This is a genomic window from Streptomyces sp. BB1-1-1 (assembly GCF_031597775.1).
GTDB classification, from domain to species: domain Bacteria; phylum Actinomycetota; class Actinomycetes; order Streptomycetales; family Streptomycetaceae; genus Streptomyces; species Streptomyces thinghirensis.
Genome location: NZ_CP134203.1, coordinates 1,234,231 through 1,250,203 on the forward strand (window position 1 = coordinate 1,234,231; position 15,973 = coordinate 1,250,203).

At 71.6% G+C, this 15,973-nt stretch carries 13 protein-coding genes; 10 read left to right on the top strand and 3 right to left on the bottom strand.

The window, feature by feature from the left end:
- The first annotated feature begins 24 nt into the window (after positions 1-24).
- Genes tal through RI578_RS05650 form a run of 6 tightly spaced genes read left to right on the top strand, consistent with a single transcriptional unit; the run spans position 25 to position 7,934 of the window.
- Positions 25-1,170 carry a transaldolase gene (gene tal / locus RI578_RS05625; protein WP_310870028.1) on the top strand — a complete coding sequence of 382 codons (1,146 nt, stop codon included), beginning with the start codon at positions 25-27 and terminating at the stop codon, positions 1,168-1,170.
- Entirely contained in the window at positions 1,167-2,945 is a 1,779-nt protein-coding gene (gene zwf, locus RI578_RS05630) for a glucose-6-phosphate dehydrogenase (protein ID WP_310870029.1), read from the top strand. Before tal ends, zwf begins: the two co-directional genes overlap by 4 nt.
- Positions 2,942-3,877 (top strand): glucose-6-phosphate dehydrogenase assembly protein OpcA, encoded by a 936-nt coding sequence (gene opcA / locus RI578_RS05635; RefSeq protein ID WP_310870030.1) that lies wholly within the window; start codon positions 2,942-2,944, stop codon positions 3,875-3,877. The genes zwf and opcA overlap by 4 nt, the downstream gene beginning before the upstream one ends.
- The gene (pgi, locus tag RI578_RS05640) at positions 3,870-5,534 is read left to right on the top strand and encodes a glucose-6-phosphate isomerase (RefSeq protein ID WP_310870031.1); all 1,665 of its coding nucleotides are present in this window, start codon (positions 3,870-3,872) and stop codon (positions 5,532-5,534) included. The genes opcA and pgi overlap by 8 nt, the downstream gene beginning before the upstream one ends.
- Position 5,535: 1 nt before the next feature.
- Complete coding sequence (gene gnd, locus RI578_RS05645; protein WP_310870032.1) at positions 5,536-6,417, top strand: phosphogluconate dehydrogenase (NAD(+)-dependent, decarboxylating); 882 nt, start codon at positions 5,536-5,538, stop codon at positions 6,415-6,417.
- 56 nt (positions 6,418-6,473) lie between these two features.
- A complete protein-coding gene (locus RI578_RS05650; protein WP_310870033.1) occupies positions 6,474-7,934 on the top strand; it encodes a membrane-associated oxidoreductase in 1,461 nt (486 codons plus the stop codon).
- Here RI578_RS05650 and RI578_RS05655 read toward each other — a convergent pair.
- Both RI578_RS05655 and RI578_RS05660 read right to left on the bottom strand, forming a co-directional pair.
- A complete protein-coding gene (locus tag RI578_RS05655; RefSeq protein ID WP_310870034.1) occupies positions 7,921-9,717 on the bottom strand; it encodes a TIM barrel protein in 1,797 nt (598 codons plus the stop codon). The genes RI578_RS05650 and RI578_RS05655 overlap by 14 nt on opposite strands.
- 15 nt (positions 9,718-9,732) lie before the next feature.
- Positions 9,733-10,611 carry a shikimate dehydrogenase gene (locus RI578_RS05660; RefSeq protein ID WP_310870035.1) on the bottom strand — a complete coding sequence of 293 codons (879 nt, stop codon included), beginning with the start codon at positions 10,609-10,611 and terminating at the stop codon, positions 9,733-9,735.
- A 160-nt stretch (positions 10,612-10,771) separates the two neighbouring features.
- Between RI578_RS05660 and RI578_RS05665 the strand changes: the two genes are divergently transcribed.
- The 3 genes from RI578_RS05665 to RI578_RS05675 all read left to right on the top strand — a co-directional run bounded on the left by RI578_RS05665 (position 10,772) and on the right by RI578_RS05675 (position 14,359).
- Complete coding sequence (locus RI578_RS05665) at positions 10,772-11,437, top strand: TetR/AcrR family transcriptional regulator (protein WP_310870036.1); 666 nt, start codon at positions 10,772-10,774, stop codon at positions 11,435-11,437.
- A gap of 162 nt (positions 11,438-11,599) precedes the next feature.
- Positions 11,600-12,958, top strand: a complete 1,359-nt coding sequence (locus RI578_RS05670; protein ID WP_310870037.1) for an MFS transporter — start codon at positions 11,600-11,602, stop codon at positions 12,956-12,958.
- Between the two features lie 165 nt (positions 12,959-13,123).
- Positions 13,124-14,359, top strand: a complete 1,236-nt coding sequence (locus tag RI578_RS05675; RefSeq protein WP_310870038.1) for a serine hydrolase domain-containing protein — start codon at positions 13,124-13,126, stop codon at positions 14,357-14,359.
- 15 nt (positions 14,360-14,374) lie between these two features.
- Here RI578_RS05675 and ribA read toward each other — a convergent pair whose 3' ends face one another.
- Positions 14,375-15,037, bottom strand: coding sequence for a GTP cyclohydrolase II (gene ribA, locus RI578_RS05680; RefSeq protein WP_310870039.1), 663 nt, complete (start codon positions 15,035-15,037; stop codon positions 14,375-14,377).
- A gap of 64 nt (positions 15,038-15,101) precedes the next feature.
- Here ribA and RI578_RS05685 point away from each other — a divergent pair, with 64 nt between their 5' ends.
- Complete coding sequence (locus RI578_RS05685) at positions 15,102-15,860, top strand: creatininase family protein (RefSeq protein WP_310870040.1); 759 nt, start codon at positions 15,102-15,104, stop codon at positions 15,858-15,860.
- The last annotated feature ends 113 nt before the right edge of the window (positions 15,861-15,973 follow it).

Here is a 15,973-nt window from a genome sequence, read left to right on the forward strand (position 1 = left end):
CGGAAAACACCGCAGAAAGAGAAGATGATCACTGTGACCGAAGCAACCGCGTCCGCGGGAGCACTGCGACGCCTGTCCGAGGCGGGCGTCTCCATCTGGCTGGACGACCTGTCGCGGCGGCGGATCGAGTCCGGCAACCTCGCCGAACTGATCGAGACGAGGAACGTCGTCGGCGTCACCACCAACCCGTCGATCTTCCAGGTCGCCATCGGCTCCGGCGCGGGCTACGAGGAGCAGCTCGCCGACCTGGCGACCCGGGGCGTCACCGTCGACGAGGCGGTCCGCATGATGACCACCGCCGACGTCCGCGCCGCCGCCGACGTGCTGCGTGGCGTGTACGACGCCACCGGCGGCCGGGACGGCCGGGTCTCCATCGAGGTCGACCCGCGTCTCGCCCACGACACCCGGGCCACGATCGCCGAGGCCCGCCAGCTGGCCTGGCTCGTCGACCGCCCCAACGTGATGATCAAGATCCCGGCGACGAAGGCCGGTCTCCCGGCGATCACCGAGGTCATCGGCGCAGGCATCAGCGTCAACGTCACGCTGATCTTCTCCCTGGAGCGCTACCGCGAGGTCATGGACGCCTACCTCGCCGGACTGGAGAAGGCGCAGGCGGCCGGTCTCGACCTCGCGGGCATCCACTCCGTCGCCTCCTTCTTCGTCTCCCGCGTCGACAGCGAGATCGACAAGCGCCTGACGCTGCTGGGCACGGACGACGCCCTCGCCCTGAAGGGGAAGGCGGCGCTGGCCAACGCGCGACTGGCCTACGAGGCGTACGAGAACGTCTTCGCCGGTGACCGCTTCACCGCCCTCGCCGGGGCGCGCGCCAACCCCCAGCGCCCCCTGTGGGCGTCGACCGGGGTGAAGGACCCGGCATTCCGGGACACCCTGTACGTGGAGGAGCTGGTCGCTCCCGGCACCGTGAACACGATGCCGGAGGCCACCCTGAACGCCGCCGCCGATCACGGTGACGTACAGGGCGACACGGTCACCGGTGGTTACGCCCAGGCCCGGGCCGACCTCGGAGCCGTGGAGCGGCTCGGCATCTCGTACGACGAGGTGGTGCAGCAGCTGGAGCAGGAGGGCGTGGCCAAGTTCGAGGTGGCCTGGCAGGACCTGCTGGACGCCGTGACGAAGTCCCTCGACAGCAAGGGAGTTGACGGGGAATGAGCGAGGACCTTCCCGCTACGACGGTCCACGAGACCAAGGCGACGAAGGAGGCCAAGGAGGCGAGGACGGCACAGGAGGCCGCGGGGCCGTCGCACGCCCAGGAGGCCGATGAGTCCGGGGCCGCCGAGGCCTCGAAACCGGCCAGGACGCCCAGGTCCGCCCGGACCGCGAAGAAGTCCGGGACGGCCGGCGCCGCCAAGGGCGCGAAGGCGGCCGCGGTGGACGCGAAGGCCGTGACACCCGTCGCGCCGCTCGACTGGAGCAACCCCCTGCGCGATCCCCAGGACCGGCGCCTGCCCCGTATCGCGGGCCCGTCGGGACTGGTCATCTTCGGTGTCACCGGCGACCTGTCCCGCCGGAAGCTGATGCCGGCCGTCTACGACCTGGCCAACCGCGGCCTGCTGCCGCCGGGCTTCTCCCTGGTCGGCTTCGCCCGCCGGGACTGGGAGAACCAGGACTTCGCCCAGGTCGTGCACGACGCGGTCAAGGAGCACGCGCGCACGCCGTTCCGCGAGGAGGTCTGGCAGCAGCTCGCCGAGGGCATGCGCTTCATCCCCGGCGACTTCGACGACGACAACGCCTTCGAGCAGCTGCGCAAGGCCGTCGAGGAGCTGGACGCCTCCCGCGGCACCAGCGGCAACTACGCCTTCTACCTCTCGGTGCCGCCGAAGTTCTTCCCGAAGGTCGTCCAGCAGCTCAAGAAGCACGGGCTGACCGACGCCCCGGACGGCTCCTGGCGCCGCGCGGTGATCGAGAAGCCGTTCGGGCACGACCTGGGCAGCGCCCGCGACCTGAACGCGCTGGTGCACGAGGTCTTCGATCCGGAGCAGGTCTTCCGCATCGACCACTACCTGGGCAAGGAGACCGTCCAGAACATCCTGGCGCTGCGCTTCGCCAACCAGATGTACGAGCCGATCTGGAACCGGTCCTACGTCGACCACGTGCAGATCACGATGGCCGAGGACATCGGCATCGGCGGCCGGGCCGGCTACTACGACGGCATCGGCGCCGCCCGTGACGTCATCCAGAACCACCTGCTCCAGCTGATGGCCCTCACCGCCATGGAGGAGCCGGCCGCCTTCGACGCACGGTCGCTGCTCACCGAGAAGCTGAAGGTGCTGCGGGCCGTGCGGCTGCCGGACGACCTGGGCGAGCACACGGTGCGCGGGCAGTACGCGGGCGGCTGGCAGGGCGGCGCGCAGGTGCCCGGCTACCTGGAGGAGGAGGGCATCGACCCGGCCTCCACGACCGACACCTACGCGGCCATCAAGCTGGGCATCGACAACCGCCGCTGGGCGGGCGTCCCGTTCTACCTGCGCACCGGCAAGCGGCTGGGCCGCCGGGTGACGGAGATCGCGGTCGTCTTCCAGCGGGCCCCGCACTCCCCCTTCGACTCCACCGCGACGGAGGAGCTGGGCGAGAACGCGATCGTCATCCGCGTCCAGCCCGACGAGGGCATGACGGTGCGGTTCGGCTCCAAGGTGCCGGGCACCTCGATGGAGATCCGGGACGTGTCCATGGACTTCGCTTACGGCGAGTCGTTCACGGAGTCCAGCCCGGAGGCGTACGAACGGCTGATCCTGGACGTCCTGCTGGGCGACGCCAACCTGTTCCCCCGTCACCAGGAAGTGGAAGAGTCCTGGCGGATCCTCGACCCGATCGAGGGGTACTGGGCCGCGCACGAGAGGCCCGCGCAGTACCCCTCGGGCGGCTGGGGACCGCGGGAAGCCGACGAGATGCTCGCACGAGACGGACGGAGCTGGCGCAGGCCATGAGGATCGACCTGACCGACACCACGGCAAGCAAGATCAACAAGGCGCTGGTGCAGGGCCGCCGGGCCATCGGCACACCGGCTGTGGGCATGGTGCTCACGCTGGTGATCGTCACCGACGAGGAGAACGCCTACGACGCGGTCAAGGCCGGCGAGGAGGCCTCGCACGAGCACCCCTCGCGCACCCTGGTCGTCATCAAGCGGCACCCCCGCAACCTGCGCGACCGCACCCGCTCCCACCTCGACGCCGAGGTGCGGGTGGGCTCCGAGGCCGGCACCGGTGAGACGGTGGTGCTGCGCATGTACGGGGAGGTGTCCGAGCACGCCGACTCGGTGGTGCTGCCGCTGCTGCTGCCGGACGCCCCGGTCGTCGTGTGGTGGCCGGTGGAGGCGCCGGACGACCCCGCGGGGGACCCGCTGGGCGCGCTGGCGCAGCGCAGGATCACCGACCTGTACGCGGTCGAGCGCCCGATGGAGGTCCTGGAGCGCCGGGTCCGCGCGTACACGCCCGGCGACACCGACCTCGCCTGGACCCGGCTGACGCTGTGGCGCTCCATGCTGGCCGCGGCACTCGACCAGGCCCGGGTGCCGGTGACCTCGGCGACCGTGGAGGCCGAGGCCGAGAACCCGGCCGCCGAGCTGCTGGCCCGCTGGCTGGAGGCGCGGCTGCACGTCCGGGTGGACCGCGTGGTCACCGACGGTCCGGTCGTCACGGCCGTCCGCCTCGGCACCGCGAACGGCGAGATCGTCATCGACCGGCCCGAGGGACCGATCGCCACGATGACCCTGCCCGACCAGCCCCCGCGCTCCCTCGCGCTCAAGGTCCGCTCGACCTCCGAACTCATCGCCGAGGAGCTCAGGCGCCTCGACGCGGACGATATGTACGCCGTCGCCCTGCGCGGCGAGGCCGGCAAGGAGACCCCCGTCCATGTCTGACACCCCGAAGCTCGACCGGCGGCCCGAGTGGACCGCGCTGGCGGACCACCGCAAGGACGCGCTGCCGCGGCCGGACCTGCGCGAGCTGTTCGCCTCGGACCCCGGGCGGGCGGAGCGGTACGTCGTGCGCGTCGGCGATCTGCGCATCGACTACTCCAAGAACCTGGTCACCGACGACACGCTGGCCCTGCTGCGGGAACTCGCCGCCGCCACCGGCGTGTTCGACCTGCGCGACGCCATGTTCCGCGGTGAGCGGATCAACATCACCGAGGACCGGGCGGTCCTGCACACCGCCCTGCGCGCCCCGCGGGACGCGGTGATCGAGGTCGACGGCGAGAACGTCGTACCCAAGGTGCACGCCGTGCTGGACCGCATGACCGACTTCGCCGACCGGGTCCGTTCCGGTGAGTGGACCGGACACACCGGCAAGCGCATCCGCAACGTCGTCAACATCGGCATCGGCGGCTCCGACCTCGGTCCGGCGATGGCCTACGAGGCGCTGCGGGCCTTCACCGACCGCTCGCTGACGTTCCGGTTCGTGTCGAACGTGGACGGTGCCGACCTGCACGAGGCGGTCCGGGACCTGGACCCGGCGGAGACGCTGTTCGTCGTGGCGTCCAAGACGTTCACCACGATCGAGACGATCACGAACGCGACCTCGGCGCGCTCCTGGCTGCTGGCCGGTCTGGACGGCGCCGGAAAGGGCGACGAGAAGGCGGTCGCCAAGCACTTCGTGGCGCTGTCGACGAACGCCGAGAAGGTCGCCGCGTTCGGCATCGACACGGCCAACATGTTCGAGTTCTGGGACTGGGTCGGCGGCCGGTACTCGTACGACTCGGCGATCGGCCTCTCCCTGATGATCGCCATCGGCCCGGACCGCTTCCGGGAGATGCTCGACGGCTTCCGCATCGTCGACGAGCACTTCCGCAACACCGAGGCCCCGGACAACGCCCCGCTGGTCCTGGGCCTGCTGGGCGTCTGGTACGGCAACTTCATGGGCGCCCAGTCGCACGCCGTACTGCCGTACAGCCACTACCTGTCGAAGTTCACGGCCTACCTCCAGCAGCTCGACATGGAGTCCAACGGCAAGTCGGTCGACCGCGACGGGCGTCCCGTGGAGTGGGAGACCGGTCCGGTGGTCTGGGGCACGCCCGGCACCAACGGGCAGCACGCGTACTACCAGTTGATCCACCAGGGCACCAAGCTCATCCCGGCCGACCTGATCGGCTTCGCCCGGCCCGTCGCCGAACTGAGCGACGAGCTGAAGGCCCAGCACGACCTGCTGATGGCCAACCTCTTCGCCCAGGGACAGGCGCTGGCCTTCGGCAAGAGCGCCGATGAGGTCCGGGCGGAGGGCGTGCCCGAGGAGCAGGTGCCGCACCGCACCTTCAAGGGCAACCACCCCACCACGACCGTCCTGGCCACCGAGCTGACCCCGTCCGTCCTCGGCCAGCTGATCGCGCTGTACGAGCACAAGGTGTTCGTCCAGGGCGCGATCTGGAACATCGACTCCTTCGACCAGTGGGGCGTGGAGCTCGGCAAGGTGCTGGCCAAGCGCGTCGAGCCCGCCCTCACCGAAGGCGCTGACGTGCCCGGTCTCGATCCGTCCACGGCCGCGCTGGTGGCCGCCTACCGTGAACTGAAGGAAGTGCACTGACATGCAGATCGGTCTTGTTGGTCTCGGCAAGATGGGCGGCAACATGCGCGAGCGTCTGCGCAACGCCGGCCACACCGTCGTCGGATACGACACCAATCCCGAGCGGGCCGACGTCGGCAGTCTGGTCGACCTCGTCGAGCAGCTGGAGCGGCCGCGCGCGGTCTGGGTGATGGTCCCGGCCGGCGCCGCCACCCAGCACGTCATCGACCAGCTGGCGAACCTGCTCAGGCACGGCGACACCGTCATCGACGGCGGCAACAGCCGCTGGACGGACGACGAGAAGCACGCCGAGGAGCTGGCCAAGCGCGGCATCAACTTCGTCGACGCAGGTGTCTCGGGCGGCGTGTGGGGCCTGAAGAACGGCTACGCCCTGATGGTCGGCGGCGAGAAGGAGGTCGTCGACGACCTCAAGCCCATCTTCGACGCCCTCAAGCCCGAGGGACCGTACGGCTACGTCCACGCGGGCAAGGTCGGTGCCGGGCACTTCTCCAAGATGGTCCACAACGGCATCGAGTACGCCATGATGCAGGCGTACGCCGAGGGCTGGGAGCTGCTGGAGAAGGTCGACTCCGTGGACAACGTCCGCGAGGTCTTCCGCTCCTGGCAGGAGGGCACCGTGATCCGCTCCTGGCTCCTCGACCTGGCCGTCAACGCCCTCGACGAGGACCACCACCTGGACGAGCTGCGCGGCTACGCGGAGGATTCCGGCGAGGGCCGCTGGACCGTCGAGGCGGCCATCGACAACGCCGTGCCGCTGCCCGCGATCACGGCTTCCCTCTTCGCGCGGTTCGCGTCCCGGCAGGACGACTCGCCGCAGATGAAGATGATCGCCGCGCTGCGCAACCAGTTCGGCGGGCACGCGGTGGAGGCCGCCAAGAAGTAGGCGTCGCTCGAAGCGCGTTGACGTGATCGGCCGGTTCGGGTCAGAGTCCATCCCTGATGGAGATCAACGACCTGACACCGGCCGAGGCGCGCGTCTGGCGGGCGTTCGCCACGGGCACCGCCGTGGACTTCCGTGCCGCCGACGACGAGGACCCGGCCGAGGGCGGCACCTGGGGCCCCGAACGGACCGTACGCGCGAGCGTGTTGCGCGCACTGCTGCTCGACGGCCCCCGGGCGGACGGCGAGGTGGCCGCGCTGAGCCTGGCGGGCGCGCGCGTCACCGGGCCGCTGGAACTGGCGTACGCGACGGTCGACCACCCCGTGCGGCTGCGGCACTGCCACTTCGACGACGTGCCCAGGCTCTACGCGGCCCGGCTGCGCGAGGTGAACCTGAGCGAGTCCGTCCTGCCCGGCCTGATCTCGCACGCCGTCCGCGTGGACGGCGTACTGCGGCTGACCCGCGCCCGGTTCGGCGGGATGGTGCGGCTCGGCGGTGCGGAGATCACCGGCAGCCTCTACCTGGAGAGCACGGAGATCCACGCGCCGGACACCGAGGGGCCGGTGCTCCAGCTGAACCAGGCGGTGCTGGGGGCCGACCTGTGGGCGCCGGGGCTGCGGGCGCGGGGAACGGTGCGGCTCGACGGCGCCCGGGTCGCCGGGACGGTCAACCTCACCGACGCGGCGCTCGACCGGCCGGACGGCACCGCCCTGCGGGCCGAGACGCTCGCGGCCGAGGCCGATGTGCTGATGCGGCACGCCGAGGTGCGGGGCCGGCTGGAATTCCGCGGTGCGCGCATACCCGGCCGGCTGGACCTGTCGCAGGCGCGCCTGGTCAATCCCGGGGGAACCGCGCTGCGCGCGAGCAGTTGTGTGATCGGTGAACTGTGGCTGCGCCAGTGCCCGGCGGTGGAGGGCACCCTCAACCTGCGCCGCTCCCAGGTGGAGGTGCTGTTCGTCGAACCGGAGGTGGTGCCGCACTGGGTCCAGCTGAACGACCTCACCTACACGTCGCTCGTCCCGCACGAGCCCGCCGAGCGGCGGCTGCCGATGCTGGAGCGCGGCGACAGCTATCTGCCCTTCATCTACGAGCAGTTGACCGCCTCCTACCGCCGGATCGGCGACGACGACGCGGCCCGGCTGGTCCAGCTCGCCAAGCAGCGCCGGCACCGCCGCACCCTGCCCTGGTACGGCCGGGTCTGGGGACTGCTCCAGGACGCCGCCGTCGGCTACGGCTTCCGTCCGCTGCGGGCCGGCGGCTGGCTGCTGTCGCTGCTCGCGGTCGGCTCGGTCGCGTACGGCCTGCGGCACCCGCCGCCGCTCAAGCCCGCGGAGTCCCCCGACTTCAACCCGGTGTTCTACACGCTGGACCTGCTGCTGCCGGTGATCTCCTTCGGTCAGGAGAGCGCGTTCGCGCCCGAGGGCTGGTACCAGTACCTCGGTTACGTCCTGATCGTGATGGGCTGGATCCTGGCCACCACCGTCGTCGCCGGTGTCACCCGCACCGTCAGCCGCCAGTGAACCCCCGCACCGCGTGCTGCGCGGCCAGCCGGACCGGGGCGTTGGCCGCGCCGTAGCCGCGGTAGCCGCCGTCCCGCTGGACCAGCTCGAAGAAGACCCGGCCGACGGTGTGCGTGTAGCAGTGCCGGAAGGTGCCGTGCGCGTCACGGTCGTAGAGGATGCCCAGCTCACGGTACGTCTCCAGCTCGCCGTCGGCGAACTCGAAGCGGGCGGCGAGGTCGTCGTGGTAGTTGCCGGGGATCGGGAGCAGCGGTCCGCCCGCGGCGCGGAAACGGCGGGCGGCGGCGACCACGTCGTCGGTGGCCAGGGCGATGTGCTGGGCGTGCGCGGTGTCGTCGGTGGGTGCCGCGCCGACGGTCAGGACGATGCGGACCCCGCCGTCGTCGGTGGTGACGGCGCGGCTGCGCAGCAGGCCGTAGGGGTCGGCGACGTCCACGCTCTCCTGCGGGCGCAGTCCGAGGACGCCGCGGTGGAAGAGCGCCGCCTCGTCGAACTGGTGCCAGGGCTGAGTGAGGGAGAGGTGGTCGACGCGCCAGGCCGCCCCGGCCTCGGCGGGCGCGCCGGTGTCCTCGAAGTCGGCCCGCCAGTCGGGCAGTCCGGGGCGCTCGGTGGCGCAGAAGAACAGCTCCGTGCCGTCGGGCGCGGCGACCGCCTCCAGCGGGGCGTCGCCGGGGGCACGGCGGCGCGGCAGCACCGGAGCGAGCAGGGCCTCGGCGCGGCGGGCCGCCCCGGCGGGGTCCGGCGACTCCAGGCCGACGGCGGCCAGCCGGGTGCCGTCGCGCCGTTCGGCCGGCCCGGTGTTGACCAGGACGCGGGCGTCGCCCCGCTGCCACAGGTCGACGGGTTTGCCGCGGTGCCGTGCGGTCCGGGCGAAGCCCAGCGCGCCGAGCACGGCGGTAACGGGTGCGGCGTCGGGCGTGACCAGTTCGGCGAAGGCGACCCCGGTGGGCGGCGCGGGGGCGGGCGGCGCGGCGAGGCCGGCCGTCTCCTGGAGCGTCAGCAGGGAGCGCTGGGCGTCCACGGCCGTGGGGCCGGCCTCGGACTGCCGGAAGACGTCGTTGAAGACCTCCAGGGACAGTGGACCGTCGTAACCGGCGCGCAGTACGTGCCGCAGCAGTCCGGCGACGTCGAAGCCGCCCTGGCCGGGGAAGCAGCGGTAGTGGCGGCTCCACTGGAGGACGTCCATGGCGAGGAGCGGGGCGTCGGCGAGCTGGAGGAAGAAGATCTTCTCTCCGGGGATGTCCTCGATGCCCTTGGGGTCACTGCCGCGGGAGAGGATGTGGAAGCTGTCCAGGCAGGTGCCGAGCGCGGGGTGGCCGGCGCTCTCGACGACGTGCCAGGCGTGGTCGTAGGTGCTGATGTGCCGGCCCCAGGCGAGCGCCTCGTAGGCGACGCGGACGCCGTGGTCCTCGGCCAGGTCGGCGAGCCGGCTCAGCTGCTCGGCGGCGAGGGCGTCGTCGTCCACGGCGTGCGAGGAGACGCTGGAGCAGACCAGGACGGTGTCCGCGCCGAGCCTGCGCATCAGCTCGAACTTGTGCCGGGCGCGGCGCAGGGCGCGGGCGAACTCGTCCTCGGGGAGCGCCTCGACGTCCCGCATGGGCTGGTAGAGGTCGATGGTGAGGCCGAGGTCGGCGCAGCGGGCGCGGATCTCCTCGGGGGTCAGGGGGCTGGCCAGCAGGTCGTTCTCGAAGATCTCCACGCCGTCGAAGCCGGCCAGGGAGGCGGCCGTGAGCTTCTCGGTGAGCGATCCGCTGAGGGAGACGGTGGCGATGGACGTCCGCACGTGGCTACCTCTTTCCTACTGCGGGGCGCCGAGGGCGCCCGCCAAGTCGGTGATGTCGGCGAGCATCCGCACGGTGTCGGGTTCCCGCCCGGTGAACAGCCGGAACGCGTCCGCGGCCTGGAAGACGGCCATGCCGCCGCCGTCGAGCGTGGCGCAGCCCAGCGCGCGGGCGGTGCGCAGCAGCTCGGTCTCCAGCGGGCGGTAGACGACCTCGGCGATCCACAGCCCGGGGTGCAGCAGTTCGGCGGGCAGCGGCAGGCCGGGGTGGGCGGCCATGCCGGTGGGGGTGGCGTGCACGATGCCGTCGGCCCGGGTCAGCAGCCCGGCCAGCCGGTCCGGGGCGGCGTGGTCGGCGCGGCCGTCCCCGAAGTGGCGGTTGAGCTGGGCGGCGAGGGTGGCGGCGCGCTCGGGCATCGCGTCGACGACGGTGACCCGCCCGGCGCCCAGCGTGAGCGTGGCGTGGGCGACGGCCGCGCCCGCGCCACCGGCGCCGAACTGCACGATCCGCTCCAGCGGCGCGTCGGGCAGCCCGCGGGCGAAGGAGGCGGCGAAGCCGGTGACGTCGGTGTTGTGTCCGGTGGCGCGACCGGTGTCGTCGAGGACGACGGTGTTGACCGCGCCGAGCGCCTCGGCCTGCGGGGCGAGGGCGTCCAGGTGCTCGATGACGAGCTGCTTGCAGGGGTGGGTGATGTTCAGCCCGTCGAAGCCCAGGTCCCGGGCCGCGCGCAGCAGGTCGCCCACCGCCTCGGGCCGGACACCGAGGGTGTCGATGTCGATCAGCCGGTACAGGTAGCGCAGACCCTGCCGGCCGGCCTCCCGCTCGTGCAGTGCCGGGCTGAGCGACGGGCCGATGCCGGAGCCGATCAGCCCGACGAGATACGAGTCCTTGGCCACCGGGGACCTCCTGAGCGGCTCGGGCTGCTGCCCGAGCGACCAATGTACGAACCAGTACGTTAGTCATAGCAGGAGGGTGGGGCGTGTGGGAAGGCGGAGGCTTCTAGAATCACCGGCACGCCCCAGCCCGCAGTCCCCGCCCCGCAGCCGGAGGAACCCGATGAGCAGCGTCGACGAACCGGCACGAGCCGCCACGCGCACCCGTGACGCCGCCCGCACCCGGGCCGAGATCCTCGACGTGGCGACGCGCGAGTTCGCCCGGGCCGGCTACGACGGTGCCCGCGTCGACGAGATCGCCGCCCGCACCCGCACCACGAAGCGGATGATCTACTACTACTTCGGCGGCAAGGAGCAGCTGTTCACGGCCGTGCTGGAGCGGGCGTACGGCGTGATCCGGGAGGCCGAGCAGCAGCTCGACGTCGAGCACCTGGACCCGGTGGCGGCCATCCGGCGCCTCGCCGAGGTGACCTTCGACCACCACGAGCGGCACCCCGACTTCATCCGCCTGGTGAGCATCGAGAACATCCACGACGCGGAGCACATCGCGTCCTCGGAGATGCTGGCCAGCATCGGCTCGCCGGCGCTCGACGTGATCCACCGGATCCTGGCGGACGGGCAGCGGTCCGGCCTGTTCACGGCCGACGTCGACGCCGTCGACCTGCACGCGATGATCAGCTCCTTCTGCTTCTTCCGGGTCGCCAACCGGCACACCTTCGGCGCCCTGTTCGGCCGCGACCTGGTCGCCCCGGACCAGCGCGAGCACTACCGGGCCATGCTCGGCGACATGGTGATCGCCTACCTCACGGCGGAGCGCGCGGCGGACTGACCGCCGCGGCGGCGGAACGACGGGACCTCTTGACACGCGGGACACGTGCGCGCAACATCCCTTCCCAACCGCGACTAACTACCCAGTGGGTTAATTAGCCGATCGGCACTTCTCCCCTCCGCTCACTCCGCCTACCGTGGAGTCCCCCGAAGGAGCAACGCCGTGTCCGTCCCCGCCCCCGCGTCCCAGGGCGCCGCCCCGCCCGGCCAGCCGAAGAAGGCCGCGACCGCCGCCTGGATCGGCAGCGCGCTCGAGTACTACGACTTCTTCATCTACGGCAGCGCCGCCGCGCTGATCTTCCCGGAGGTCTTCTTCGACGAGTCCGACCCGGCCACCGCGACCCTGCTGTCGCTGGCCACGTTCGGCGTCGCCTACGCCGCCCGTCCGGTCGGCGCGTTCTTCCTCGGCCACATCGGCGACCGCATGGGCCGCAAGAAGATCATGGTCTTCACGCTGATCCTGATGGGCGTGTCGACGTTCCTCATCGGCTGTCTGCCCACGCGCGACCAGGTCGGCACCCTCGCCCCGGTCCTGCTGGTGCTCTGCCGCGTCCTGCAGGGCATATCGGCGGCCGGTGAGCAGGCCAGCGCCAACTCCATGACCCTGGAGCACGCGCCACCGCACAAACGCGGCTTCTTCACCAGTTTCACCCTCAGCGGCACCCAGGGCGGGCAGCTGCTCGCCACCCTGGTCTTCCTCCCCATCGCCGCGCTCCCCGAGGACCAGCTGCTGTCCTGGGGCTGGCGCGTGCCGTTCTGGCTGAGCGTCGTGGTCGCGATCGTCGGCTACGTCATCCGCCGCAAGCTGGACGAGACGCCGGCCTTCGCGCAGCAGGCCGCCACGGAGGGCGTCGCGAAGATGCCGCTGGCGGTGCTGGCGCGCGACCACTGGGCGGACGTACTGCGGGTGGTCGCGGGCGCGCTGATCGCCTCGGTCAGCACGATCTTCACGGTCTGGGCGCTGGCGTACGCCACCAGTGACTCGGTCGGCATGTCCCGTACCGCGATGCTGTGGGTGGGCGCCCTCGCCAACGTCGTCGCGCTCGCCGCGATCCCGCTGTGGGCGACGCTGTCCGACCGCATCGGCCGACGCCCGGTGTTCCTGATCGGCGCGGTGGGCAGCGCGGTGACGATGTTCCTGTACCTGTGGGCGATCTCGACCGGCTCCTACCCGCTGACGTTCCTGACCGGCATCGTCGCCTTCGGTGTCGTCTACAGCGCCGCGAACGGCGTGTGGCCCGCCTTCTACGGCGAGATGTTCTCCACCCGGGTCCGGCTGTCCGGCGTGGCGATCGGCACCCAGATCGGTTTCGCGGTGGCCGGGTTCGCGGTGACGTTCGCGGCGCAGATCGCCGGTCCGGACGGCGACGACTGGTTCGCGGTGGCGCTGTTCACGGCGGCGCTGTGCGTCCCGCCGGTGATCGCCGCGTTCTCCGCCCGCGAGACCCACAAGGTCCCGACGGAGGCGCTCGGCGAGCGTGCCCGCCCGGAGGCGGCACAGCCGGAGACGGTGACGGCCTGACGCCCTTGGGCGGCTGCCCTCCGCCCTCCCCTGCGAGGACGTGGTGCCCGAATGCCACGCGGCGGGGCGCGCCGGTGCACACCGGCGCGTACGGCGGGTCATCAGGCCTGAAGTCGTGTGCGCGGGGTATGCCGGACCCACCTCGACGAACGACCAAGGAGGGCGATGGTGACGGCACCACTGCGGCAGGAGGTCGACCCGAGTGCGGCCGGGCTGGATCCGAAGGCACTGGACCGGCTCGACCGGCACTTCGCCCGGCAGGTCGACGAGGGCCGGCTGCCCGGGTTCCTGGTGGCCGTCGCCCGCGGCGGCCGGGTCGCCCACCTGACCGTGCACGGCCGGCGGGACGTCGCGGCCGGGCTGCCCGTGGCGGCCGACACGCTGTGGCGGATCTACTCCATGACCAAGCCGGTCACGTCCGTGGCCGCGCTGATGCTGGTGGAGGAGGGCCGGCTGTCGCTCGACGACCCGGTGGCGCGGTACCTGCCGGCCTTCGCCGAGCCGCGGGTGTACGTGGAAGGGTCCGCGGACGACGTCATCACCCGGCCGGCCGCCGGGCCGATCCTCGTCCGGCATCTGATGACCCACACCGCCGGGCTGACCTTCGGCTTCTACCACGCCCACCCCGTCGACGAGCTGTACCGCGCGGCCGGCCTGGAGTCGTCGGTGCGGCCGGGCGCGGGCCTGGCCGAGACGGTCGACCTGTACGCGAGCCTGCCGTTGCAGTTCGAGCCGGGCACGCGGTGGAACTACTCGGTGGCCAGCAATGTGCTGGGGCGGCTCGTGGAGGTGGTGTCGGGGCAGTCGCTCGACACGTACTGCGCCGAACGGATCTTCCGGCCGCTGGGCATGACGGACACCGGCTTCCACGTCACCGACGAGCAGGCCGGCCGGCTGGCCGAGCTGTACGGCGAGACGGACGGCGGTGGCATCGAGCCGGTCCCCGGGCTGCCGCTGCGGGGCCGGCCGCGGTTCCTGTCGGGCAGCGGCGGCCTGGTCTCGTCCGCGTACGACGTGCACCGCTTCACGGAACTCCTGCGGCGCCGGGGCGAACTCGACGGCGTCCGCCTGCTCGCCCCCGGGACGGTGGACCTCATGACCCGCAACCACCTGCCCGGCGACGCCGACCTGCGCGCCTACGGCAGCCACCCGGCGCACGACGAACCCGGCAACGACGGAGTCGGCTTCGGCCTCGGCGTCTCCGTGGTCATCGACCCGGCCCGCACCCAGGCCCCCTCCGGGCTCGGCACGTACGGCTGGAGCGGCGTGGCGACGACCACCTTCTGGGTCGACCCGGGCCGCGACCTGACGGTGCAGTTCATGACCCAGGTACGGCCGAAGTCCTCGCACACGGTCTACCCGGACCTCAAGCGGCTCGTGCACGAGGCCGTCACCGGCTGATCCGGCCCCCTGGAGTCAGGACGACACATGCGCCACCGCGTCCAGGTGGGGCAGATGGTGGTCGAGCCGTTCCCGCTTGGTGCGCAGATAGGTGATGTTGCTCTCGCACGGCGGTATCAGCAGCGGCACCTGCTCGGTGACCTCGATGCCGTGGCGCACCAACGCCTCACGCTTGCGCGGGTTGTTGGACATCAGGCGCACGGACCGCACCCCGAGGTCGTCGAGGATGCGGGCGGCGACGCCGTAGTCGCGGGCGTCCACCGGCAGGCCGAGGGCGAGGTTCGCCTCCACCGTGTCAAGGCCCTCCGCCTGCAACGCCATCGCGCGCAGTTTGGCGAGCAGTCCGATGCCGCGTCCCTCGTGGCCGCGCAGATAGACCACGACGCCGCCGCCCGCGGCGGCCACCTCCCGCAGTGCGCAGGCGAGTTGGGCACCGCACTCGCAGTGCTGGGAGCCGAACGCGTCACCCGTGAGGCACTCCGAGTGCAGCCGGGTCAGCACGCCGTCGGCGCCCGGATCGCCGTGGACCAGTGCCACTTGCTCGTCACCGCGCTCGTGGTCGAAATAGCCGAATGCCCGGAATTCGCCGTACACGGTGGGCAGAGGCGTCACCACGACCCGCTCCACATCCGTGCGCTGCGCTGCTTTCTTGCCGAGTACACCAATTTTTTCTGTCATGATTCTCGCGTTCCTCAACAGACTGCTCAACAGTTTCTCGACCGAGACGAAAGGCCGTGCGGGAATGGATGTTTCACTGGTGCCGGCGGACACGACCGAAGACGTGCGCAGGCGGGGCTCCGGGGTTCCGCGACAGGTGGCGGTGCTGCCGGTCGGAAGCTTCGAACAGCACGGCCCGCACCTGCCGCTGGCGACCGACACGCTCGTCGCGTGCGCCGTCGCCCGGGAGATCGCCGCCGCGTACCCGGTGCACCTGCTCCCGCCGGTGACGATCGGCTGCTCCCACGAGCACGCGGACTGGCCGGGGACGGTCAGCATCTCCTCGGTGACCCTTCACGCGGTGGTACGGGACATAGCCGACTCGCTGCGCCGCTCGGGCGTCGACGCCCTGGTGGTGGTCAACGGGCACGGCGGGAACTACGTACTGGGCAACGTCGTCCAGGAGTCCTCCGCACGCGGCGAACGGATGGCGCTGTTCCCGGCCGCGGAGGACTGGGAGGCGGCTCGGGAGCGGGCGGGGGTGGCCACTTCGCTGCTCACCGACATGCACGCGGGGGAAATCGAGACCTCCATTCTTCTGCACACGCACCCCGAATACGTCCGGCCCGGTTACGAGGCCGCCGATTTCGTCGCGGACGACCGGCGTCATCTGCTCTCCCTCGGTATGTCCGCCTATACCGATTCCGGTGTCATCGGGCGTCCCTCACTGGGTTCGGCGGAAAAGGGGAAGGAACTGCTGGCGAGCCTCGCGGATTCCTTCGGAGCGTGTTTCTCGCTGCTGACGTCGGAGACGGTCACCGCGCCGGGCGGTGAGCGCGGGTAGTGCCCGTCGGGCGCGCGGTGCGGGGCGGCACGGCCGCGCAGCCCCTCGCACCAGCGGACCACGAGAACGGCGACCCCGGGCAGGCTCGCCACGAGGCTGAGCACCCCGTAGAC